The sequence below is a fragment of the Bacillus sp. BACIII genome (assembly GCF_057836745.1).
Window position 1 is genome coordinate 3554447 of sequence record NZ_CM174437.1, and the last position, 24570, is coordinate 3579016.

At 49.8% G+C, this 24570-nt stretch carries 22 protein-coding genes; 1 reads left to right on the plus strand and 21 read right to left on the minus strand.

Annotated elements, in window-relative coordinates:
• Positions 1 to 15 precede the first annotated feature (15 nt).
• The 7 genes from bacF to ACXN9U_RS17565 form a co-directional block, all read right to left on the minus strand.
• Complete coding sequence (gene bacF / locus ACXN9U_RS17535) at positions 16 to 1215, minus strand: transaminase BacF (protein ID WP_060964004.1); 1200 nt, start codon at positions 1213 to 1215, stop codon at positions 16 to 18.
• A gap of 12 nt (positions 1216 to 1227) precedes the next feature.
• Positions 1228 to 2409, minus strand: a complete 1182-nt coding sequence (gene bacE, locus ACXN9U_RS17540; RefSeq protein ID WP_007407671.1) for a bacilysin exporter BacE — start codon at positions 2407 to 2409, stop codon at positions 1228 to 1230.
• Positions 2406 to 3824 carry an alanine--anticapsin ligase gene (bacD, locus tag ACXN9U_RS17545; RefSeq protein WP_489201972.1) on the minus strand — a complete coding sequence of 473 codons (1419 nt, stop codon included), beginning with the start codon at positions 3822 to 3824 and terminating at the stop codon, positions 2406 to 2408. The genes bacE and bacD overlap by 4 nt, the downstream gene beginning before the upstream one ends.
• 17 nt (positions 3825 to 3841) lie before the next feature.
• Positions 3842 to 4603, minus strand: a complete 762-nt coding sequence (gene bacC, locus ACXN9U_RS17550) for a dihydroanticapsin 7-dehydrogenase (RefSeq protein ID WP_060964002.1) — start codon at positions 4601 to 4603, stop codon at positions 3842 to 3844.
• Positions 4600 to 5310, minus strand: a complete 711-nt coding sequence (bacB, locus tag ACXN9U_RS17555; RefSeq protein ID WP_060964001.1) for a 3-((4R)-4-hydroxycyclohexa-1,5-dien-1-yl)-2-oxopropanoate isomerase — start codon at positions 5308 to 5310, stop codon at positions 4600 to 4602. Before bacB ends, bacC begins: the two co-directional genes overlap by 4 nt.
• Positions 5300 to 5914, minus strand: coding sequence for a prephenate decarboxylase (gene bacA / locus ACXN9U_RS17560; RefSeq protein WP_060964000.1), 615 nt, complete (start codon positions 5912 to 5914; stop codon positions 5300 to 5302). The genes bacB and bacA overlap by 11 nt, the downstream gene beginning before the upstream one ends.
• Before the next feature lie 160 nt (positions 5915 to 6074).
• Positions 6075 to 7313, minus strand: coding sequence for an MFS transporter (locus tag ACXN9U_RS17565; RefSeq protein ID WP_060963999.1), 1239 nt, complete (start codon positions 7311 to 7313; stop codon positions 6075 to 6077).
• Positions 7314 to 7533: 220 nt separating this feature from the next.
• On the opposite strand from ACXN9U_RS17565, the gene ACXN9U_RS17570 reads away from it, so the two are divergent.
• Entirely contained in the window at positions 7534 to 8736 is a 1203-nt protein-coding gene (locus ACXN9U_RS17570) for a multidrug effflux MFS transporter (RefSeq protein ID WP_060963998.1), read from the plus strand.
• Between the two features lie 31 nt (positions 8737 to 8767).
• Here ACXN9U_RS17570 and ACXN9U_RS17575 read toward each other — a convergent pair whose 3' ends face one another.
• The 14 genes from ACXN9U_RS17575 to ACXN9U_RS17640 form a co-directional block, all read right to left on the minus strand.
• Positions 8768 to 10186, minus strand: coding sequence for an amino acid permease (locus tag ACXN9U_RS17575; protein WP_060963997.1), 1419 nt, complete (start codon positions 10184 to 10186; stop codon positions 8768 to 8770).
• 24 nt (positions 10187 to 10210) lie between these two features.
• Positions 10211 to 11893, minus strand: a complete 1683-nt coding sequence (locus ACXN9U_RS17580; RefSeq protein ID WP_060963996.1) for a M20 family metallopeptidase — start codon at positions 11891 to 11893, stop codon at positions 10211 to 10213.
• 70 nt (positions 11894 to 11963) lie between these two features.
• Complete coding sequence (gene pruA, locus ACXN9U_RS17585; protein WP_060963995.1) at positions 11964 to 13511, minus strand: L-glutamate gamma-semialdehyde dehydrogenase; 1548 nt, start codon at positions 13509 to 13511, stop codon at positions 11964 to 11966.
• 184 nt (positions 13512 to 13695) lie between these two features.
• Positions 13696 to 14982, minus strand: a complete 1287-nt coding sequence (locus tag ACXN9U_RS17590; protein ID WP_489201973.1) for a Glu/Leu/Phe/Val family dehydrogenase — start codon at positions 14980 to 14982, stop codon at positions 13696 to 13698.
• A gap of 211 nt (positions 14983 to 15193) precedes the next feature.
• Entirely contained in the window at positions 15194 to 15649 is a 456-nt protein-coding gene (locus ACXN9U_RS17595; RefSeq protein WP_029575291.1) for a dTDP-4-dehydrorhamnose 3,5-epimerase family protein, read from the minus strand.
• The gene (gene rfbD, locus ACXN9U_RS17600) at positions 15646 to 16494 is read right to left on the minus strand and encodes a dTDP-4-dehydrorhamnose reductase (RefSeq protein ID WP_489201974.1); all 849 of its coding nucleotides are present in this window, start codon (positions 16492 to 16494) and stop codon (positions 15646 to 15648) included. The genes ACXN9U_RS17595 and rfbD overlap by 4 nt, the downstream gene beginning before the upstream one ends.
• Positions 16495 to 16514: 20 nt before the next feature.
• Positions 16515 to 17462: a dTDP-glucose 4,6-dehydratase gene (gene rfbB, locus ACXN9U_RS17605; RefSeq protein ID WP_060963992.1), complete on the minus strand. Its 948-nt coding sequence runs from the start codon at positions 17460 to 17462 to the stop codon at positions 16515 to 16517.
• 2 nt (positions 17463 to 17464) lie between these two features.
• Positions 17465 to 18202, minus strand: a complete 738-nt coding sequence (locus ACXN9U_RS17610) for a sugar phosphate nucleotidyltransferase (RefSeq protein WP_060963991.1) — start codon at positions 18200 to 18202, stop codon at positions 17465 to 17467.
• A 27-nt stretch (positions 18203 to 18229) separates the two neighbouring features.
• The gene (locus tag ACXN9U_RS17615; RefSeq protein WP_060963990.1) at positions 18230 to 19234 is read right to left on the minus strand and encodes a PseG/SpsG family protein; all 1005 of its coding nucleotides are present in this window, start codon (positions 19232 to 19234) and stop codon (positions 18230 to 18232) included.
• A 1-nt stretch (position 19235) separates the two neighbouring features.
• Positions 19236 to 19976, minus strand: coding sequence for a cytidylyltransferase domain-containing protein (locus ACXN9U_RS17620; RefSeq protein ID WP_489201975.1), 741 nt, complete (start codon positions 19974 to 19976; stop codon positions 19236 to 19238).
• The gene (locus ACXN9U_RS17625; RefSeq protein WP_489201976.1) at positions 19969 to 21090 is read right to left on the minus strand and encodes an N-acetylneuraminate synthase family protein; all 1122 of its coding nucleotides are present in this window, start codon (positions 21088 to 21090) and stop codon (positions 19969 to 19971) included. Before ACXN9U_RS17625 ends, ACXN9U_RS17620 begins: the two co-directional genes overlap by 8 nt.
• Entirely contained in the window at positions 21090 to 21953 is an 864-nt protein-coding gene (locus tag ACXN9U_RS17630) for a GNAT family N-acetyltransferase (protein WP_489201977.1), read from the minus strand. The genes ACXN9U_RS17625 and ACXN9U_RS17630 overlap by 1 nt, the downstream gene beginning before the upstream one ends.
• Entirely contained in the window at positions 21954 to 23123 is a 1170-nt protein-coding gene (locus ACXN9U_RS17635) for a DegT/DnrJ/EryC1/StrS family aminotransferase (RefSeq protein WP_489201978.1), read from the minus strand. It lies immediately after the preceding gene.
• Positions 23124 to 23145: 22 nt separating this feature from the next.
• Entirely contained in the window at positions 23146 to 24570 is a 1425-nt protein-coding gene (locus ACXN9U_RS17640; RefSeq protein ID WP_489201979.1) for a capsular polysaccharide export protein, LipB/KpsS family, read from the minus strand.

A 24570-nucleotide genomic window follows, 5' to 3' on the forward strand; every position in this document is an offset into this window, starting at 1 on the left:
AAAAACATCCCGCTCTCAGCGGGATGTTTCTTGTAATGAAGGAAAGGACAAACCGAGCTTTTGAATCCGCATCACGAATTCCCTTAAATCACCCTGTTTGGCCACCATTGATATCCTGACATAACGCTTTCCGCCGCTGCCGAAAATCTCGCCGGGCGTCACGACAACATGGGCATGCTCCAGCAGATAGTCCGAAAACTGGTGTGAAGACTCGAATTCATTCGGAATTTCAGCCCAGACATAAAAAGTCCCCTTCGGTTTTTCAATGCTCCAGCCTAATTCCTTTTCACATAACGCCGTGAAAAAGTCAATCCGTTCTTTATATGTGCGCTTCAGACGCTCGGTATGCTCAGGATTTCCTGACAGCGCTGCCGCTGCCGCCTGCTGAAGACCGCCGAACATGCCGACGAAGACGTGATCCTGAAACTCATTGACCGCCTGAATGATTTTCTCATTCCCCACGGCAAATGCCATTCTCCAACCTGCCATATTGAAGGTTTTCGAAAATGAATAAAGCTCCGCGCCGATCGTTTTCGCTTCTTTCGCCTGAAGAAAGCTGGCCGGATTCTGATCAAATTCGAACGCGCCGTATGCAAAATCGTGAATAAGGTGGATGTCATGTTTTTTTGCAAACGCTGCCGCTTTTTCATAAAACGCCTGATCCGCAGTCGCGCCCGTCGGGTTATTCGGGTAATTCAAAAACATCAGCTTGGCTTTTTTCAGGACGGCGGGATCAATCCGCTCAAAATCCGGAAAATAGCCGTTTTCCGGATGAAGCGGCATCTCATGCAGCTCCGCTCTGGCCATTGTAATGCCCGATAAATACTCAGGGTAGCCGGGGTTCGGGACTAAGGCGATATCGCCGGGATTCAACAGGCATTGCGTCAAAACGTACAAACCAGCTTTCCCTCCGCCGAACAGCGCGACTTCTGTCTCCGGATTGACCGATACCCCGTACTCTCTCTCATAAAATTCCGCGATGGCTTCTTTCAGAAACGGATAGCCTCTGAACGGGCCGTATCCGTGATACGAAGGATTCAGCGCAGCCTCCCGCAATGTTTCAACGATATGCGGCGGTGTGGGGAGATCGGGATTCCCCTGCCCGAGGTTAATAATCTGGGCTCCCGTTTTCTCCATCTCTTTTACCTTTTGAAAAACGAGCGAAAATTCCTGTTTCGGAAGTGTCTTGATGACGTCGGACGGTATGATTTCCATCTGAAAGGCTCCTTATAAATGAATTTGCTCTGATTCGTTATTCCGTTCTGAAAAGGATTTATTGACCAGTTTTGTATGCAGAAACAGCCCGCTGACCAAAAGGACGATAAACGCCATGATGACTGCCGCGTCTACAATGTTGATCAGCATTGAACCGACGGCGATGCACAATCCGATGGACGCCTCCGCCACCGAAAAGATCCGGCCCTGAATCTGGTTCGCCGCGTTCTCCTGAACTTTGACCTTTGCCAGCACTTCACCGTATTCCATTGCGATAAAGAAAAGAATGGCGGCAATGACTGACACGGCGAAAATCGGGGTAAACAAAAACAGCGCAAGCGAGACGATCGATAACACTGTAAAATACATCAGCCCTTTATTGTTGTTAAAGCCCCATTTGCTGACAAGAGCGGCGCCGATAAAGCCGCCGAAGCCGATACAGAACGTCAGGATGAAATTGCCGATTTCCCCGTCGCCTAAAAAGCGGCTGACAATCGGGAAATAGCTGTAGACGACACCCCACAAAAGCGCCATCGTAATCATCGTGAACATGGCGTTTAACACAAAAGCATTTGTTTTGATTTCCTTCAGGCCTTCTTTAAACGACTGAAAAGCTTCTCTCACGTTTTCTGACTGAATCGGCACGTATTGAAGCTTAATGCGGCTGATGAAAAACGCGGAGACAAGATAGGTCACCCCGTTAAACGCGACGGCAAGCTCCACAGAACCGCCCAACAGAAAAAGTCCGCCGGCTGCAGCGCCGACAATAATCGAAATCGTCGTGGCTTTTGCAAACAAAGTGTTGATATTTTTAATATCCGCTTCTAAAGACGACATGACCGCGAGACGTGCGGGGTTAAAAAACACGCCGCTTCCGTAAGAAACAAACAGCAGCGCCAGAAAAAGCAGCGGATATTCGCCTTTCGGGAGAAATGTCAGCCCCAAAAAGATGACACCTCTGATCACATCCGTCCACAGCATGATTTTCACCCTGTCGAGCCGGTCCACGAGCACGCCTAAAAACGGCTGAAACACCATCGGAATACTGCGGACCGCGATGACGCCGGACGTCACCCAGTAGTCGTGATAGTATGTAGACAAAATGAGCAGAGCCGGGAGAACGCAATAGTCTCCCATAAACGAAAGCGCCTGCCCGAAAAGCAAATACTTAGAGTTCGGTTTCAGCTGTTTCATATCGGTAACGCATACTTTGCAGTCAGCTTCGCCTGCTGCTGAATTTGTTTGATTGATTCGGCCACGTCACCCGAATTGCTTCCTTTCAGCTCAAACGCCGCAATGCTGTTGAACGCTTCGAACAGCCGCAGATCCACGGATGTACCCGCTTCGGCCGCTGAGAAAGAAACGATTTCGGTGTCTCCCTTTAAGACGCCGTCGGGAATGTCAATGCTTTCAATGACGAAATCGACAGCCGTCTCAGGCAACTGGCCGTTCTCTTTAAAATGCTGAGGATACAAGTGGCAGTCGGCGACATAGCATGGCTCCTGCTCCAATAATCCTTTCGGCAGATCGGCTTCTTTTCCGAAACAGAGAACATCCAATAACAGCTGCGCCATATCGACGCCGAAGACCTTTTTAATATTCGGAATCATGTTCCAGCCCGCAAATCGTGCCGCTGATTCAATCAGTCCGGCTTCCCGGTTTTTCATTAATTTAATCTCTGTATGTGTTGCGCAGTTTTCGAGGCCGAGTCCTTCATTCGCCTTTTTGGCTGCTTCGACGATTTTCCGCTTCGCGTCATCATCCAGGATGGACGGCGTAATATGTGATGTCTCCGTGAATCCGATTTGCGGTGTTTTATCATGAATCGCGACAGGGAAGTATTCTCCGTCGGCCATGATGCCTTCTATGCTGATATAGTCGGAATAACCGCTTGTTTCGTACCAGTCGTCATACTCGCCCTGCAAAAATTCTTCCGCGATAAACGGCGCTTCAAACGTGACCGCTTTCGGTACGTTGATCGACTTCAGGTATTCATTGACTCTGTTAAATTCGGCTTCGGCCGTTTCCATCTCTTTAATGAGCGTCACGCCGATGGAGCTCGCCAGATATGTAGGCTTCAGAATGAGCGGCGTTCCGATTTCCTGAAGCGCGGCGCGGAAATCTTCCAGCGTCGTCACCCGTTTGTTTTTGATGGATTTGACGCCGGCCCGGTTGAAGGCGGCTCTCATTTTGTTTTTATCTCTGGCATTTTCAGCGGCCTGTACGCCCGCTCCCCGCAGGCCGAGACGTTCACACGCTTTTGCCATCGGAGCGATAAACAGTTCATTATTGGTCGTAATGGCGTCAACCGCGAACATGCCGGCCACCTTGACGATTTCTTCGACTACTTCTTCCTCAGGTTTGTCATGATCTTCATGAGCCCAGTAAATCGAATCGGGATGCTCAAAATCAGCCAGACTCTTAAAATAGTCTTTATCTTTAATGACCGCGACCGAGTATTTTTCAATCAAAGCTGCATGAGAGGCTGTAATTGCAAAAGGTCTCGGAATAAAGCTGACGAGGTTGTATTTTTCAGCTGCGCTTTTGTAAAACATATGCGGCGGGCATCCCCCAAGGTCAGCGATAACCAATACTGTTTTTCTCTCCATATGTAAACACTCCTTCTCTATTGTGCGGTGTATCCACCGTCTGCGGTGATCGCGCTTCCGGTCATATAGCTTGATAAATCCGACGCGAGAAACAGCATGACGTTCGCTATTTCTTCAGGCTTGCCGAGTCTCAGCAGCGGATTGACTTTCGCTTTTTCTTTTTTGATTTCTTCAAGCGTGCCTTCGTTGTTTTCAAGGAACGACTTTTCATTCAAAGGTGTGTCAATGATTCCCGGGCACACGCAATTGACGCGGATGTTGTGTTTGGCGTAATCGACGGCCATCGAACGCGTCAGCTGCAATACGCCGCCTTTAGAGGCGTTATATGCGGGAATGTCGGGCCATGCAACGACTCCTCCGACGGAGCACGTGTTAATGATATTGCCCTTGCCGCTTTTGAGCATATACTTGAGCGCGTGCTTGCTCATAAGAAACATGCCCGTCAGATTGACGTTGAGCACCTTGTTCCAATCGCTCAGCTCCATCTCATGAATCGGCGCGACAATTTCGATGCCGGCGTTATTGATTAACACGTCCAATCCGCCGAACTTGTCCGCCGCTGACCGGATGGCGTTTTGACATGCCGGTTCATCTGTAATATCCGTCCGGACAAAATGCAGCCTGTCATTGTTTTCTTTCCGGATCATCGCTTCTCCCTGCGCCTCATCAATATCCGCGACGACCACATTCGCCTGCTGATTCAGAAACGCCTGAACCGCGGCATAACCGATACCTGATGCGCCCCCTGTGATGAGGATGGTTTTATCCGTCAGGTTCATGCCTCTTTCGCCTCTAATTTTTTCGCTTTTGCTCTGTTATAGCGCGGAGGGAAAAAGATATTGACTGATTTTGAATCTTTTTCAAATCTGTTGATGGCGCCGTGATCTTCTCTCGGATCACAGAAATAAGCTGTGCCGAATGTCATATCCACTTTGCAGCCTTCAATGGTCATATCATAGCCGCCGCCGATGCAGATGCCGATCTGTTCATTGCGGTGTTTATGGAATGGCATTTCTCCCCCGTTGCCCGGAATGTTGGCAAGCATGATTTCCACCCAGTCTTCCACGAAGAACGTGACTTCCATCCCAGGCAATAAGTCTCTCGTTTTAAAAATATTCAAAAAATAGTCCTCGGGGCTTGTGTAGGTTTCACCGGCTTTCAGGCGTTTGATATCAATGGCGATCACTTCTTGATCCGTCTCATTTCTTGCGCCGTGAGGCACGTTAGGAGGCGCGATATAGGCTGATTCCAGCGCTGTCATCTTTCTTGTGACATCTCCGACAGTCATGGACAGCTCGCCGGAAACGACAAGGCCGATTTGGACTTCCTTATGCTGATGCGGTTCCACGTTTGTATGCGGCGGAACGTAAGAAAGCAGAACTTCCGTATCCCCTCTGACAGACGAATATTGTCTTACTCCGTTATCCCATTCTATTAATTTAGGCGTCGGGAAATAAAGTTCCTGCAAATCTTGTTCAGTTTTCATCATGAATCTCTCCTTTTCCGAATAATGACCAGCTCATGGGAATGCTTTTAAATGTTTTGACAAAGTGAAGGCCGTACTTTTGTCTGGCCAGCTCATTTGTCAGCGCGATGTCGGACAAACCGTCCTTCACTCTTTTCGCGGCTGCGCTCGTCGAGTTCACCAGATCAAACGTAACATCTTTACGGGTAAAATACTTAATCAAATTGATAGGAGACGGGTGGGATACGATGACAGCCTGTTCAAGCATGTCATCTGTATATTCAAAACCGGGCCGGACAGCCAGGCCGTACATCGGGGTGTCGCACCTGAAAATTTGCAGAAGCTGCAGATCCGGTCTCATGTAGAAGTGCTTAATGCCGTCATACGCGTGAGGCACAATTGTGTATTCCAGCGGACTTTGAAGCGTTTTTTCAATGCACGATTCAAATGTATCATGCAGTGATAATTTGCTGTTCACCCCTTGGAGAAGGGTAAAATTGGTGATGAAGTTTTTTGCTGCGTACTCACTGCTTGTCCCTTCAGGACCGAGCGTGTTGATCGTAATCAGTTTAGATATTGAATAAGCCTTGCTTTTTGTTCGAATGCTATTATCCAATATAATCATGAGCACCAACCAATCTGTTAAATTTTAAGTAAATATTATCCATAGAAGTTCGAGCTGTCAATATTATTCGAAAATATTGATAATTATTCCTATATATTAGAAAACACCTTAAGATATAAGGTGTTAAAAATTACATTTATAAAATTATAGAAACTTTATTTTACCGATACAATGATTGGTCGGCCTGATGCTCATATTTCCCATACCTTCTGTATGCGAAAACGCTGAGGACAAAGCCGATGAGGGTGACGGCCGCACAAATAAATCCGACAGCTGCATATCCGTATCCGACATAGACCGGACCCATGACAGCAGAACCCAAAGTGACGGCCAAATTGGACGCCAGGCTGTAAAATGCCATGATTTTGCCCCGGCGGCTCTGTGAGCAATCACTTAAAATGGTGCTGAGCAAGGTCACCGTCAGGCTTTGCATCAATCCCCAGACGAATAACCCGATGACCAAAAACGGCATTGATGACGGTGCATAGGCGAGACAGGAAAGCCATATGCTGATCACGGCCAATGCCGCGATCAAAGAGCGCATTTTCCCCGCCTTATCTGCGATTTTTCCGGTGAACACGCTCATGGAAAAACCGATTCCATACACCATGATCAGCAGCCCTGAAGCTGTATTTCCCCCCGGCAGCACGCGGTGAAGATAGGTGCCAAGAAAGGAATACATGCCGTAAAAACCGATCATGTTGCAAAAAGTGATCGTGAGGTATACAGGGACACGTGGCACCTTCAGCGCATCCCGGAAAGTGCCTCCCTGCCGTCCGTTTTCCTCTTCTGTTTTATCCCCATCCGCCGTGCTGCGGCGCGCCTCAATGAAAATGAGCGAAGCAACGAGGACAGACATCAGGGCGAAAATCCAAAACGTCCACCGCCAATTCAAAACGCCGCCGATAAAAGAGCCGATTGGAACGCCGAAAATCAAAGCGAGCGACCAGCTTGACACGATCAGACCCATCACCTTGCCGCGGTACGCATAAGGCACACGGTCGCCGACCACCGCATAAGCTGTCGGCACAAATGCCCCCGCCGCAAGCCCGGAAAGCGCCCTGCCCAGAAAGAAGAAAAAGAGATTGTGCGCCAGCGCGCAGATCACCGTGCCGGCCGTAAATATAAGCAGCCCCGCCATCAGGCTGAGCTCCCGGGAATATTTATCTCCCAGCGGAACGAGAAGCGGCGCCCCGATAAAAATCATCACTCCGTAAATACTGATGGAGAGCGCCAGCACACTGACATCCGAGCTGAAAGCCCGCGCTAAATCCGGAAGCAGCGGAGAAATCACCAGCTCTTCAGAACCGGCGGCAAATACGCCTAATGTCAAAGCAAGCGCGAGACAGATCGGAAATCGGCGTTTCGTTTCGATGCGATCGGTTTGTTTGCTGTTCATGCTCTTTGAACACCTCTTCCGTAAAACTTTTCTACCTTTTGTCGCTTTATAGTTTAGCATCCTTATATTTCATTTTACATTTCACATGAAAACTAATTCCAATTTTTTATTTACATTCAGGTTTTAAATAATATATTTATTTTGTATTCAATAAATGATATAAAATACGCCGTCCGGTTATGCTATAGTGATAGAATCATTTGTTAAGGTGGGTCATGGAATGAATAACGCTGGTTCAAAGGCCGCCCGCGCAGGCCTCGGCATGGTACTGATTCTCGGGACGCTCGCTTCATTCGGGCCGCTTTCGCTCGATATGTATCTGCCCGCTTTGCCTGAAGTGGCGGCCGATCTCCATACGACAGCGTCCCTTGCGCAGCTGAGCCTGACGTTTTGTCTTTTGGGGCTGGCGATCGGCCAGATCGTTGTCGGGCCGCTCAGTGATATGATCGGGCGCCGGAAACCGCTGATTCTGTCATTGCTGCTTTATACGCTGGCATCTTTATTATGCGCCTTCAGCCCATCTGTTTCATTTTTAATTGTCATGAGGTTTATTCAAGGATTCACAGGAGCGGCCGGAATTGTCATCGCACGGGCTTCCGCGCGCGATATGTATTCCGGAAAAGAATTGACGGCTTTTTTCTCATTGCTGATGCTCGTCAATGGGGCGGCGCCGATTTTAGCGCCGATTACAGGAGGATTTATCCTTCAGTTTGCCGGCTGGAAAATCGTATTTATCGTGCTGGCGGTGATCGGCTGTATCATTTTTGCAGCAGTGCTTACGGCATTGCCTGAATCACTCCCCCCGGAAAGGCGGACAAGCGGCGGACTCAGGGAGACGCTGATGACGTTTCGCGGCCTGCTCGGTGACAGGATGTTTATGGGATTTGCGCTCAGCCAGGCATTTGTGATGACCGGCATGTTCGCATATATTGCCGGGTCGCCGTTTGTGCTGCAAAACATCTACGGCGTATCGGCGCAAATGTTCAGCCTGCTGTTTGCCGTAAACGGTGCGGGAATTATATGCGCCACCCAAATGACGGGACGGATGGCCAAAACACATGATGAACGGAAGCTGTTTGTCTCCGGATTGGTCATTGCCGTCATCGGGAGCGTCGCTTTGCTTTTATCGCTTGCTTTCGATTTGGGTCTGACGGCGGTCTGCATTTCTTTATTCATCATTGTTTCTTCTGTGGGGATCGTCACGACGACAGGGTTTTCTTTGGCTATGCAGAAACAGGAGAAAGGCGCGGGAAGCGCAGCGGCTCTTCTCGGACTCCTGCCCTTTATCGGCGGCGCGCTTGCCGCTCCCCTGGTCGGTATTGCCGGAGAAGAAAACGCCTGGCCGATGGCTGTCAGCATTTTCGGTTTTCAGCTCTTTGCCGTTCTTTCCTACGTGCTGTTGGCAAAACGAAAAACAAAGTAAAGCCCGCCGCTTTTTGCGGAGGGCTTTTTCCTTATCCTGCTGCGCCTTTTTCCGAAGAAGCCGGCTCACGTTTCAGGCGTTTTTTGATACCAAAGTGGTAATACGCGTAACAGATGATCATCAGCGGGACGCCGCAGTACAGACCGATACGCTGGTCCGGAATAAAAATGAGACTGATTAAGATAAGACCGTAAACTGAAAATCCGAGAATCGGCACGATCGGATAAAGAGGCGTTTTAAATGCCAGGGCTTTCAGATTTCCTCCCTCAGCCAGAAAGCGTCTCCGGAAAACGAATTGTGAAGCGCAGATTGACATCCACGCGACGACGGTAATCATACCCGAGATGGAAATAAGCCACACATACACCGTTTCAGCAGCGACTACACTTGTCAGCAGCGATAAACCGGAGATGGCGATGGTGATGGACAGGGCTTTCAGAGGCACGCCTTTTTTCGTCAGTTTCGTTAAGGAAGCGGGGCCCATCTTAGTTTTTGATAGGGACCACATCATTCTGGACGAAGCGTACAGCCCGGAATTCGCCACCGACAGCATGGCGGTCAGAATGACGAAGTTCATGATGTCAGCCGCATAGGATACGCCGATTTTATCCAGCACAGCGACAAACGGGCTTTCGATGACCCCTGCCGTTTGGTACGGCAAAATGGACACGAGAACAAACATCGCCAGCACGAAGAAAAACAGCGTCCGCCATATGACGTTTCGGATTGAGCGTGGAAGCGTCTTTTCCGGATTTTCGCTTTCTCCCGAGGCGATTCCGACCAGTTCGGTTCCTTGGAAAGAAAAATTCACCATGACAAGCGTAAACAGCACGGCCTGAGCCCCGTTCGGGAAAAGCCCTTTGTCCGTCGTAAAGTTTGACAGATACGGCGCTGTCTGCCCGCCGTTAAAACCGACAAAGCCGAATACGGCAGCACAGCCGAGAATAATAAATAATACAATAGCCATAACCTTGACGCTGGAAAACCAAAATTCCATTTCCGCAAAACTCCGCGCCGACAGCGCATTAATGGAGAAAATGACGACACCGAATACAAGGCACCACACCCAAATCGGAACGGCCGGAAACCACCGCTGCATTAAAATCCCCGCTGACGTCAGCTCAAGCCCCACTGTATTGGCCCAGCTGAATGCGTACATCCACCCGATCGTAAAACCAGTAGACGGCCCGAGAAACTTTGCCGCATACGCCTGAAATGACCCTGCGACCGGCATGGCGACTGCAAGCTCCCCCAAACAAAGCATCACCAGATACATTAAAAATCCGCCGATCACATAAGCCAATATCGCGCCGATCGGTCCCGCTTCACTGATCGTAAAACCGGAGCCCATAAACAGCCCCGTCCCGATCACGCCGCCGAGTGCGATCATAAACAAATGCCGGCCCTTCATCGTTCGCTGCAATTCATTTTGATTGGTATCTCCCTGCATATACATCCCCCTTATTCCGTTATGTCATCCTTTTGTGCGTATGTCTAATCGATAGCTGTGCAAAAGGTGCAGCGTCGTCTGCTGAATGAGTTTCGGCAGAACATGGAATGTGTACGGTTTATACACCCGTTCCGTCCATTTATGGCCATCCTTGCCGTATACCCCCATGTTGACTGACGGAATATTTAATTCCCTTATTTCTTTAAAAGGAATCGTCCCGATGACATCCCAGCCCGGAAAATTATCGGTAAAGGCGGCGACCTCCGCGTCTGTTTCATGCAGCGATAAAAAGCTTCCGTCCGCTAAATAAGGGAAAAACTTTTTAAAGATGAATGTTTCCCCCGTTGATGCCGCTGTTTTATCGACGGCTTCTTGAATGACATGCTGCAAAAGCCGGTCCCGCATGCTCTCTTTCTTCAAGTAATTGTGCGGGAGGTAAGGCGGCGCATAAAAAATAATAACCTTGGCGCCCTGCTCAGGATCCAGTTTTTGCAGTTCCTCGACGGCTTTAAAGCATCTCATCCGCAGTTCAAGATGTTCATATGTTTTAAATGCCTGCTCTATACACTGCGCCGGATCGATGCCGCGGCTTCTCAGCCTTTTCAAGTAATCTTCCAGACTGTACACTTGAACGTTCCATGTGATGTCTTTTTTCGGGAGGCTCGTTCTCTCGCAGTATTCGTCATAATAATCAGATAATTTTTGTTCTGTCTCTTTGCATGCTTCCTCAGCCACGGCAGTCAGCTGATCCATGACTTCTTTGGCGGTTTTTTCGTAAATAAAGTAATTAAAATAGACATAGCTGCTGACGGCGGTCTGCACGTTATACGCTTCCTTGTTGTCACGCTGGTAGAGGCAGGTCGGCGGCAGTACAAGCTCCCCTTCAATGTTTTCCGCCATATGAATATTGTTGTGGATTCTTCTGGTGATTTCTGAGGCGATCAAATTCGGGTCGATTCCGGACAGCGTATCACCGACATGCACCTCCCGCCCGTAAATCGCAAAGCAAGGCAAAAGCTTCCCTGCCGCGCCCGTGTAGATGTACCTTGTCGTGTCACCTTCATACAGCGGGGTGATGAAGTCGTTATTAATCGCTGCTAAATATCGAAGCTGCTTTTCTCGTTTCAGCCGTTTTAATTCAGAAATGCCCGTTAAAATGCCGGAATGCTGGCTTTCTTCATCCGGGTTTGCCATGAACAGAATATGGCCCGGCAGCTGATCGCGCCGTTCAGAAAAGTGAAGCAGATTGGCGAGATGAACGGCAATACCGCTCTGCATATCAACCGAACCCCTTCCGAACATCCACTCGCCTGAGCGGGCGTCCCGCTGCACGTCCCGATCAAATTCATAGCTTGAGAAATATTCCGCGAGACGGTCGGAATCAAAAGCGATATCTTTTAAAGGGCCGAAGTCTTCTATGCCGACCGTATCAAGATGAGCGTGATAAATGACCGTATTCAGGCTGTCACCGTTTCCTTCAATAAAAGCGAAGATATTCTTGCGGCCGTAAGGGTCCCCAGGAATCGCCTGCTCCCACACATGTGACGGGTTCTCCTGAAAGTAGGGAAAGCTCTTGATCATATCTTTGATATAGTCGGCTTTTTTTCCTTCTCCCAATGTGCCGTTGATGCTGTTTAACGCCACCAGTGATTTCGTAATGGCTTCTATTTTCTCCTCCGGAAGCATCTTGCTGAGCTGCTGATACATATTCCATCCTCCTTACCCTCATATAGAGAAAATAGCGCGACTCTTTTTTCATCGCGCTATTTCCGAAAGATTAATAGGCTTCAGACGTTGTTTTCGCCTGCATATGAAGAATCAGATAGTCAGGTCCTCCGGCTTTCGAATCCGTTCCTGACATATTGAAGCCCCCGAACGGCTGGTATCCGACAATCGCTCCCGTACAGCCGCGGTTGAAGTATAGATTTCCGACGTGAAAATCTTCGCGGGCGCGTTCAATGTGCGCGCGGGTTTTCGATAACAGAGCGCCTGTCAGTCCGTAATCGGTATTATTGGCAATCTCAAGCATATGGTCGAAATCACGGGCTTTTGAGATCGCGACGACAGGCCCGAAAATTTCCTCCTGCATCAGGCGGGCGTTTTCATCAACATCCGCAAAAATGGTCGGCTGAATAAAGTATCCTTTTGAATCATCACCTTCGCCTCCCGTCAGGAGTTTTCCTTCTGTTTTGCCGATTTCGATATACCTCATGACTTTATTATAAGACGCTTCATGGATGACAGGCCCCATGTATGTATCAAAATCTTCCGGACTTCCGACGGTGAGTGATTTTGTTAAAGCGACGGCTTTTTCAACAACTTCATCATAGACGTCCTGATGAATCACCGCACGGGAACCGGCTGAACATTTTTGGCCTGAGAATCCGAAGGCGGAATACACGATTGAGGAAGCGGCAAGATCAAGATCAGCATCTCTGTCTACAAGCACCGTATCTTTCCCTCCCATTTCGGCAATGACCCGTTTCAGCCACTTTTGGCCCGGCTGTACTTTTGCGGCTCGTTCATAGATGCGGCATCCGACCGCGCGGGAGCCTGTAAACGACACAAATCTCGTTTTCGGATGCTCAACCAGGTAGTCGCCGATTTCTCCTCCGTCGCCCGGTATGAATTGGAGCACGCCGTCCGGCAGGCCCGCTTCCTTCATCACTTCAACGAATTTCGCCGCCACGACAGGCGCCGCATCCGCCGGTTTCAGCAGTATCGTGTTGCCTGTTACGATGGCTGCCGCCGCCGTTCCGGCCATGATCGCAAGCGGGAAGTTGAATGGAGAAATGACGATCCCCACCCCAAGCGGCTCATAATGATACTGATTATATTCTCCGTCACGGCTCTTTACAGGGGAACCGTCTTTCAGCTTCAGCATCTGACGGGCATAATACTCTAAAAAGTCGATCGCTTCCGCCGTATCCGCATCCGCTTCCTTCCACGGTTTTCCGGCTTCTTTCACTAGATACGCGGAGAATTCATGCTTTCTTCTGCGGATGATCGCCGCCGCTTTAAACAGCACATTCGCGCGGTGTTCCGGCCGTACTTTTTTCCATGTTTGAAATGTCTGCAGCGCAGCCTGCATGGCCTTTTCCGCAAGTTCTTTTCCGGCCGCCGATACAGAGCCGATTACTTCTTTTTTATCTGCCGGATTGACGGAAATGATCTTTTTATCCGTCTCAATCGCTTCACCATTGATGATAAGCGGATAATGCTTGCCGAGCTGTGAATTCACATAAGCCAGCGCTTCTTGAAACGATTGTTTATTTGTCTCTTCCTGAAAATTTGTAAATGGTTCGTGTGCGTATGAAACTGTCATTAGAATTCCTCCCTGTATTTTGTAATGTGTGCTCACGCTTTATGAAGATGCAAGAAGCATACCAGCATAACAATTAGCCGAAAGCAGACGAAGCTTGTCTGAATCTGTCGGCTGCATTCAGGTGACGCAAAGAAATTTTGCGATCTCCTGTATAAAAGACGCAAAATATTTTTGCGGATCACCCTTATACCCAGCCGCGGAATCGGGCCGCTTCAGCCGATTTTCTGATGCCTGTCATATAGGCGGCCAAACGCATATCGACTTTGTGGGTATGCGCTGTCTGATAAATGGATTCGAACGAATTCACCATGACGCTGCGCAGTTTTCCGGCGACTTCCTCCTCAGACCAGTAAAAGCCTTGATTATTTTGCACCCATTCAAAATAAGATACCGTCACGCCGCCGGCGCTTGCCAAAATATCCGGCACGAGAAGCACGCCTCTTTCATTCAGAATTTTCGTGGCGTCTATCGTTGTCGGCCCGTTCGCCGCTTCCACAATGATTGAGGCTTTAATGTGATGGGCGTTTTCAGCTGTAATCTGATTGGAGATTGCGGCAGGCACGAGAATATCACAGTCTTTCTCCAGCAGCTCCCGGTTCGTTATGATATCTGAGAAGAGATTTGTCACCGTGCCGAAGCTGTCCCGCTTATCGAGCAGGTAATTAACGTCAAGGCCGTCAGGATCATACAAAGCGCCATGGGCGTCTGAGATGCCGATCACTTTGGCGCCGGCGTCATGCATAAATTTAGCGAGAAAGCTTCCGGCATTTCCGAACCCCTGAATGATGATCCGCGCATTTTCCAATGGAATCCCTTTTTTCTTAACGGCTTCCTCAATACAAATCGTGACGCCTTGCGCGGTCGCCGTTTCCCGCCCATGTGAACCGCCGAGAACGATCGGTTTGCCCGTAATGAATCCCGGTGAATCAAATTCTCTCAGGCGGCTGTATTCGTCCATCATCCAAGCCATAATCTGCGAGTTGGTATATACGTCGGGAGCCGGAATATCCTTTGTCGGACCGACAATCTGGCTGATCGCCCGCACATATCCGCGGCTCAGCCGTTCCAGTTCACCGAAAGACATTGTCCGCGGATCACAGCTGATGCCGCCTTTTCCGCCCCCGTAAGGAAGGTTTGTGATGCCGCATTTTAAGGTCATCCAGATGGAAAGCGCCTTGACCTCTTCCTCACTGACTTCCGGGTGAAACCGCACGCCCCCTTTTGTCGGGCCGACAGCGTCATTGTGCTGCGAGCGGTAGCCCGTGAAAACCTGTACTGATCCATTGTCCATTTTGACAGGGATGCGTACGGTCAAAAGCCGCATCGGCTCTTTCATCAAGTCATACATATTGTCAGGATAGCCCAGTTTGCGCAGGGCCTCTTTTATGATCGATTGTGTTGACAGAAACAAATCAAGAACTTCTTTTTCTTCGTCTTTCTGATTGCTTTTAGAAAGCGGGTTGGCTGACATGTTTATCACCTCATCGTATTTTACGTGTAAGCTTCAATTACCGGCAGAACAAAAAGTAAGCGCTTTTACACCAAGACCCATCAGTCCCTTTCACATAGTCGTTACGTCCCTTTTTATATGCAAGATTCATGCCAGCCTTTTGTGCATAAAAAAAGAGCCATTCAGCTAAAAAACACAAAAACGAAGACATCCGCTGTCTTCGTCTTGTACGCTACCGATGGGCCGTCTGCCAGTCAAATCCGATGGTTTCGTCGTTCCATGGGATTCTTTTTTCATCCGGCTGATCCGGATTGTAGGACATTGTCGTGAAATAAATAATGGTCAGCGGGGTTTCTCCCAGCACTCTGTACCCGTGCGCGACGCCTTTGGGAATGAGAAGCAGCATCGGATTGTCTTCTCCCATGTAGTAGACATCCGTTTCGCCCTTGGTTGCCGACTCTTCGCGAAGGTCATGCAGCACGACCTGGGCGTGGCCCGTCGGGAAAAACCACAGGTCATCCTGTTTCTCATGATAGTGAAATGCTTTAATGACGCCGGGATAGCTTTTGGACCAGGAAGCCTGCCCGAATCGCTCCAAGAGATGTTCATCGTCGCGGACGAGTTCTGAAAAGAACCCCCGGTCGTCACTGTGTTTGGTCAGCTTTTTAATTTTTACGCCTTCGATCACTTGCATTGCCCCTCCCTTTGTAAATAATCCCGCAGCGCATCCCGCCAGTGCCTCATGCCGAGCCCCTGCCGTTCGATCGACTCAAGGCTTAACACCGAGTAAGCGGGACGCGGTGTCTCATTTCCGTATTCCTCCGTCGTCACGGGCAGCACGGCGGCGTTCCTGCCGCTTTCTTCAAAAATCGCCTTGGCGAATTCATACCAGCTGCACACTCCGCTGTTTGCGGCGTGGTACGTGCCCGGCGGCCTGTCAAACAGACCGATCACGGTTTCGGCTAAATCCTTTGTATACGTCGGCGAGCCGACTTGGTCATTGACGACACGCACTTGTTTATGTGTATCCGCAAGCTTCAGCATCGTATTGACAAAGTTATGCCCGCCGCTGCCGTACACCCACGATGTTCTGATAATGGTATGATTTTTTCCCGTTAACCGGATCAGTTCTTCGCCGAGTTTTTTGCTTTTTCCGTAAATCGTGCCCGGATCTGCGGGATCATCGGTCTGGTATGGCCGTGTTCCTTTGCCGCTGAAGACGTAATCGGTGCTGATGTGAATGAATTTCGCGCCGGAGTTTTCAGCCTCAAGCGCGGCATAATAAGCGCCGATTCCGTTTATTAAATATGCTTTGTCGAGCTCCGTTTCACATTTGTCAACGGAGGTGTATGCCGCCGTATTGACGACGATATCCGGCTTGTAATGGCTGAATGAGTGCCGCACCGAACGCTGGTCGGATATATTCATCATCGCTTTTGTCAGGGCGATCACCTCATACCCTTCCCGCTTCAGCAGGCGGCATAATTCCCGCCCCAGCTGGCCGGCAGCTCCGGTTACTAATACCTTCGTCAATCGGATCCCCTTCTTTCCGATCAGTCTTGGCTGTCTGTATACCAGCGAATGGTTCTTCTCATTCCTTCTTCAAATGTGACCTGCTGACGCCAGCCCAGCTCATTTTTCAGCTTTGAAGCATTGATGGCGTAACGGCGGTCATGCCCTTTTCTGTCTTCGACATGAGCAAACCGTTCCTCGACTCCGAGCTCCTTCATAATAAATGCCGCCAGATCTTTATTCGTCCGTTCATTTCCGCCGCCGATATTGTAAATGTCACCGAGCGTTCCGTTTTCCAGCACGAGCTTAATGGCGCGGCAATGATCCTCGGCAAACAGCCAGTCTCTGATCTGCATCCCGTCGCCGTACAGCGGAACCGGCGTGCCGTTTACGGCGTGCCTGATAATGGTCGGAATCATTTTCTCGTGATGCTGGTAAGGCCCGTAATTGTTGCTGCATCTCGTGATGATCGCAGGGAGCTTATGGGTTTTCACATAAGACATGACGAGCAGGTCTGAGCCCGCCTTGCTTGCGGAATACGGATTGTTCGGAGAAAGCGGCGTCGTCTCTGTGAAAGCGGGATCGTCCGGCCCCAAATCTCCGTACACCTCGTCTGTGGAAATGTGAATCAGCCTGCCGGCTTTGCCCTGTAACACCGCGTCCGCCAGTCTGTATGTGCCCATCACATTTGTTGTGATAAACGGCTCTGCCTGATTAATGCTTCTGTCCACATGGGATTCAGCCGCAAAATGAATGACAGCGTCATACATTTGGGAAAATGCTTTATCAATGTCTTCTTTTTTGGAGATGTCACCTTTGATAAAACGGAAACGGCCGTGCTTTTTTAAGGCTTCTATTTCAAGCGGCCTGCTTGCATACGTAAGATTATCCAGGACGGTAATCTGCGTGTCCGTTTCTTTCAGCATCATGTTTGTAAAGGTAAGTCCGATAAATCCTGCGCCGCCTGTAATTAAATATGATTTTGGCATGATTAATGTTCCTGTCCTTTCTGTATTGCCTGCTGCGCCAGGCTTCCGGCGAGATAGAGCGATTCATGCGTGCCCGCATCCACCCACCAGCCCGTTAACACATCATACGTCAGCTCACTGTGTTCAATGTATAAATTATTGACATCCGTAATTTCCAGTTCACCGCGTTTTGAAGGGGAAATTTGTTCAATATAAGAAAACACTTCTGCGTCGTACATGTAAATCCCTGTGACACATAAGCTGGTCGGCGGATGCTCCGGCTTTTCAATGATCGATTTGATCCGTTTGTTTTCTTCATCAATCTCGGCGATGCCGAAGCGCTCCGGATCGTCAACTTCTTTCAGCAGCACTTTTGCCCCTTTTCCCTGCTGTGCGAAACGTTCCGTATAAGGTTTTAATGAATCTTCGAAAATATTATCTCCTAAAAGCAGGACGAAGGGGTCGCGTCCGGTGAACCGCTTTGCGTACGATAAACCGTCCGAAATCCCTGATGCGGCGGGCTGAACCTGGTATGTGATCGACACGCCGAGCTCTTCTCCGGTTTCGAGAAGTTTATGAAATTGCGAAATATATTCTTTTTGTGTAATCAGCAAGATATCCGTAATCCCCGCTTCTTCCAGCTTCATGATCGACCAGTAAATCATCGGATACGGACCGACAGGGAGTAAATGCTTATTAACCGCTTTCGTCAGCGGCATAAGGCGCGAGCCGGTGCCTCCGGCTAAGATAACACCTTTCACATGAACACTTCCTTACGTGTGGTTTTATCACAAATCATAAAGAATCGCCGCCGCCCGTTTGATGCCTCTCCCGTCAACCAGCGGCGTTCCGTTCTGATGAAGCCCGAGCCGTCTCGGATAATCCGCAGCCAGCTCAGACATATGCCGAGCGAGCACGTCCGCCGGGGTGTGTTCTCCCAGGCCGAGATGAACGGCGGCGCCGCGTGCGGCGAATTTTTCAGCCGTCACGGTTTGATGCGCCACTTGAGAAAGAACGATGCAGGGCACACCCGTACAAATGGTTTCATATAAAGTGATGCCGCCAGACACGACGGCCATATCAGCCCTCGTAAGAAGCGCGGCCATGTCATTTGTCTGCCTTACCATCTCGGCATAAGGCATTTGCGCGATAAGCGTGCGCACGTCATCAGCGTGAGCCGCGGCGGCGCCCATGACGATAATCACTTGTTTTCGCTGAATATCCGGAATCCGGCGGCAGGCTTCCATCACTTTAAAGACAAGCTTCTTCGGATCGCTGCCTCCTAAAGAAACCAAAATGGTCCGGCATTCTTTTCTCAGCTGATAGTGCTGTTTGGCTTTTTCAAAATCCGGATGAAGAATGATATATTCCGGGCCTTTATATATAACGGCTCTGCCCATTTTCATCGTCCGGCTTTTCAGCCCGCTGTATATGCCGTTTATGACGGCATCACATAAATGAATGACATGCTCCCGCTTTTCTTCAAAGAAGACGATGCGTGCCGATGAATGCCGTCTGATTTCTTCAAGCCAGTCACACGGCATATCGAGCAGGTCGAATATGAGAAGGTCGGGAGCCTGCCTGTTTATTTCCCGGACAATAAATTCCTTCTGTCCCTTGTCGGGCTTGATGATCACTTCCCATTGATCAGCAGACAGGTATGAAGAAGCCTCTTTGTTGGTGTAAAACGTGATTGAGCATTTATTCAAAATGGCGCCGGCAAGCAGCTTCATCCTGACGGCGTGCCCCATGCCGATGTCACGGCCCCCGTCTGCGAATATCAAAACCCGCATCCTAATCAGCCTCTTTTTGCCGGATCATTTGATTAATGGCCCTGAGCTCAGGATCGCTATTCAGCAGATGAATCAATTCTTTTGCCGGAATATCAGGGTGCGAGCCTGCTTTTTCGTACAGCTCGCGAGCCAGCCTGTAGTCCTCTTCGGTATCGACGGTCAGCCGCAAATGAGGAGCCCGGAGTTCCTGCGGGGGATCGGGAAAAAGCAGCCGGTACCTCTCAGGAGATTCTCTAATCAAAAGCGTGACATGCTCCTGATATTTGTCCGCCAATGTTTTGTGGGCGTTGATCTCCGTTAGGAGGCGCGCGTTAACCGCCTCGCCGCCGATGCCGAGCGGCGTACCGCTGATATAGGTGTAGTCTGCGTGCTGTTCTGAATGCGATTGAATCAGGACATCAAGCAGCGAAGGGTCGACAAACGGGTTATCCCCAGTCAGTCTGACTGCGATGGCCGGTTTTACTTGTTCAATGACTTTTGCAAACCGGTCAAGCACGCGCTGTTCACTGCCCCGGTGCACCCGGTAGTGCTTGCTGAGGCAGTGCGCGTACAGAATGTCGTCGGTCTTGCTGTCGGACGTGGCCACGATCAGATTATCCCGCGCTTGATCGTAATACGCGCTTTGCCGAACCCTTTTGACAATCATATCGAGGATGGTATACCCGCCGATCGGTTTCAGCACTTTGCCGGGAAGACGCCCGCTCCCCATCCGCGCCTGAATGATGAACAAAATGTCAGTCATCATAAGAGCTGCCTTTCGTCAAAAGGTCATCCCAAGTGATACCCGTGTCGGCGGGGATATCCCTGACCGCACGCGCCCCGTCAATTAAAAGCTCAAAATACCTCGGGTGAAGCCCCTGCGGTTTTTGGCCAGGACGAAGGACGGCAAGATTATGCGCCGTAAAACATTCGCCTTTTTGAATCGGCGCTGTTGAAAAAATGCCTCTGTAAGCGAATTTTCTGATATCCCCTTCAATCGGTGTCGTGGTCTTATGGGAGCTTCCCGACAGCATTTCCGGCACCGGAGCGTGATGCCCCTGCCGCAGCTCTTCTTCAACTGACCGGATCGCCGCCACCATTTCTTTTAATTCGTCCGGGTTGAGGGCGAAGGAATGATCAGCGCCGGGCAGATTTTTGTTGATCGTAAAATGCTTTTCAATCAGTTTCGCTCCGAGCCTGACAGCCGCGCACGGGACGTCATACGGATGCGCGCTATGGTCGGAAAAACCGATCACAGCATCAGGGAAAGCGGCGGCAAGCATGGGAATGACGCTCAGATTGCTGTGTTCGGGCGGAGCGGGATATTTCGCCACACAGTGCATGATCGCAATTTCTTTGTTCCCCTCGCCGGTAATGGTTTGATAAGCCTCCTGAATATCTGAAATATCAGCGCCGGCGGTTGAAAAGATAATCGGGGTTTTCAGCCCCGCCACATATTTCAATAACGGCAGATGGTTCAGCTCGTAGGAGGCGATTTTAAAGGCGGGCGGGGAAGTCGCATAGAGTAAGTCGGCAGAGCCTTCGTCACATACCGTGCTTAAAAACAGCACGCCTTTTTTCTTACAATATTCAAGCAGCGGTTCGATCCATTCAGCGGGCATTTCCATTGATTGCACGAGTGAAAAAATAGAGACGTCTTTTCCCGCAGCGGTTTTGTATAGACCGGGGTCTTTCTGATACATTTTGTCAGCCTGAAACATTTGGAACTTGACCGCATCCGCACCGGCCTCACTGGCCGCGTCTATCAATTCAAACGCCTGGTTCAGCTTTCCGTCATGATTAATCCCGGCTTCGGCGATAATGAAAACGGGCGAATCTCCGCCGATTGACTTCGATCCGATTTTGCATGATGCCATCAGTCCGCCCCCTTCCCGGGCCACACATGATAGTAATAATAAGATGCATCCGCTTTAAAGCCCATTCGTTCATACAAACGGATGGCTCTTACATTGTGGAGCTGCGTGCCCGCTGATACAGTCTTATGCTGAAAGCGCAGTGATTGTTCAATAATGCGCGCCGCTAAATGGTATCCCGCTCCTTTTCCTTCAAATCCAGGCTTTACCGCCATCAGATCAAGGACGAATTCATCGCCTTTAGAAAGCCCCTGCACAAAGCCCACGGTCTCTCCCTTATATTTGGCGGCGAATTGTAACGAAGCCCTGCCTTCCGCGTTATTCCGCGCCCACTCTTCAAACAGGCGGTTTGCACTTTCATAGCTGAGATGGGGGTCCTGGTAATACCTGCTTTTTGTAAAGGCATCCCGGGCCAGCCGGCTGATCGCTTCCGCGTCGCCGGGTCCGGCTTCTGCCATCTCAAATGGCGGCGTGCTGTTAAATACACGCACCGGGCTGACGAGTTTGAACAGACTCCCGACAAAACAAGCATTTGGAAGCTGCTGCACGACCTGCATTGCGCCGACATCCTCAGCCGGTATTTTAATAAATATAAAATCTGTGCCGTCCGCCCGCCTTGACGCGTAAAATTCCTGAAACAGCCTTTTGAGCTGACCGGTGCTGTTTGCGGCTGCAAGCTTCACATTGATGATATTTTTTTGGAACAATTGACTTTCCCACGAAGAGCTCTCATATAAAATCACGCCTTGAAGGCTGTTTTCTTCCAATAAACAGAGTGACGACTCATAGGCCTCCGGCTGAATACCCTTCTGTTGCAGAAAAGCTTGAATCACATCCTGTGCAAGATTTTTCTTCAGTCTGTACACCTAATCAGCCCCTTTGATGATATCCGTAACAGCCGCAATGACGTATTCAACGTCGTCATCTGTCATTGACGGATAAAGAGGGAGTGATACGGTGCGGTGATAATACGCGGCCGCGGCCGGAAAATCAGTTTCCTTATATCCGTACGTTTTTTGATAATACGGATGAAACGGAACCGGAATAAAATGAACGCTTGTGCCGATGTTATATTGATCTTTTAAAGCGGAAATCAGATCGTTCCGGCTGATCCCGGTTTCCTGCTCCTCTATTTGAAGAACATACAAATGCCATGCATGCCGCCCGTCATCACTGACATATGGGACGGTCAGCCCTTTCATGTCTCTGAAAGCGTCCTGGTAGCGGCTTGCAATTTCAGCCCTTCTTTGCTGCATGCTGTCAATCCGTTTCAGCTGGTGAAGCCCAAGCGCTGCCTGAAGGTCAAACATATTCATTTTATAGCCGGGCGCTTCGACCTCGTAATACCAGCTTCCGTTTGAAGAATAGCGGTTCCAAGCGCCTTTGCTCATCCCGTGAAGGCTGAGCACCCTGATCTGATCGGCAAGCCCGTCATCATCGGTCGTCAGCATGCCGCCTTCACCGGTTGCCAGGTTCTTTGTCGCGTAGAAACTGAATGCCGTCGCGTCCCCGATTGATCCGACCATTTTCTGTTTATACGTGGTGTACACGGCATGTGCGGCGTCCTCTAAGATAAACAGCTGATGCTTTTCGGCGATGGCCAGAATCCGATCCATATCACACGACTGGCCGGCGAAATGAACGGGCACAATCGCCTTTGTCCTCGGGGTGACGGCCGCCTCAATGTTCTCAGGGTCCGCATTCAGCGTAAGCGGGTCAATATCAACAAACACCGGAACGGCGCCTGTATGCACGATGGTATTGGCTGTTGAACTGAACGTCACGGCAGACGTGATGACCTCGTCGCCGGGACCGATTCCTTTCGCTTTCAAGGCCAAAAACAAAGCGGCGGTACATGAGTTCAGCGCGATCGCGTGCTTTGCTCCCGTCCAGGCGGCAAAAGCTTTTTCAAACGCCTCCACTTTCGGTCCCTTTGAAAGCCAGCCCGTTTCTAGCGTATCAATAACCTCCTGAATTTCGTCCTTCCCGATCATGGGCAATGAATAGGGAAGAAAAGCTGATCTTTTTTGCACCATTTTCTTTGCGCTCCTATCGTTTTTATGAAGAGTCAGCCTTTCTGAAGCCGACTCCGGTTTTTTCCTGAAGCACCTGACATAAAGCCGCAAGCGAATCATGAACCGGGTAGTTCGCCGCGATAAAAGCCCGGCGCGCCTGTTCCGCCTTTTGATATGCTGCGGGGCTTTCGCATACCCGGATTAATTCCTGAGCCAGTGCCTGCGGGTCCTCAAAGGCAAATTCCCCGAGTGAATGGTAATAAGGGTATTGGCGGGTTCCCGCTGATTTTCCGATCAGCACGGGTTTTTGAAACAGCATCGCTTCAAGACCGACCGTTGATGTCTGTGTCACCGCGGCGTCAACATACGGGAGAATATCGTAAAGCCCCATTTCTTTCTTGATAATTTTGCCGGCTTTGTATTTCCGCAGCACCTGATTGTAAGCATCCAGCTTGTTTTTGCCGATTTCCCACGGATGCGGTTTAATAATGAGCTGCATGTTCTTATGCTTGACAAGTTCATCAAGCACCCCCGTGTAAAAGTCATCAGAGAACGGCTGCGTGGCGATCAGCACCGTCCGCTGCGACGGGAGAAAGGAAAGCTTGCGGTAAAACGTGTCTTTATCTATCGGTTCTCTTGAGAAGATCTCATCGAAGCGGGGATGCCCCGTGATGATGATTTGTTCGTCCCTGCAGCCTTTCGCTTTATACCACTCCGCTTCATAAGCCCCGAATACAGCCTGATAGTCCGTAAACACGGGCAGAAACGCTTCATCTCCCATGAGGGCTCCGTGCTGAAGACAGATGCTGACGGCGTTTTTTTTCGCGCACATCAGCGCCAGCACACGGCTGTAAATATCCTCTGTCGTGCCGACCGCAACGGCGGAAATGGGCTCAGCCGTAAACAAACTATCAAGCGCATCAATCGCTTCAATAAATAACGGAATATCTTTATATAATCGCTCCTGAAATTCTCTGTTTCCGAAAGCGGGATGGCTGTGCAGCTCTTTCAGAATGGCATGGGCTTTTTCAATATAGGGGACAGGGTTCCCTTTTTGGCCCATTCCCGCCAGTTCCGATTTGCAGATAACGGGAAGCCCGTGATGGTCAGGCAGACTCCATCTCGCCAGTACCGCTGTTTTTGCCGGATCAAACTGCCGGTAATTTTCCTCGGTGAACCGAAGATGGTCGAAATGCAGAATGAGTTTTCCGTTTACCGGTTTCTCACCTGTTTTCTTAATGGACTGCTTCTTTTGATCAAAATAAGACTGAATATCGGCTTCAGGAATATGCCGATCGGCGGAACCGAAAAGCTCTGGGTTCTGTTCCATGCTCTCCCGAAGCACCGGACTGATATATTGATAAAAATTACTGATCAATGCGAGCGGGATGTCTTTGTAGCGAAGTGACTGAAAAAGGTCAATATACTGCCGGTACAGCACCCAATAGTTCGCTAAGTATGCCGACAA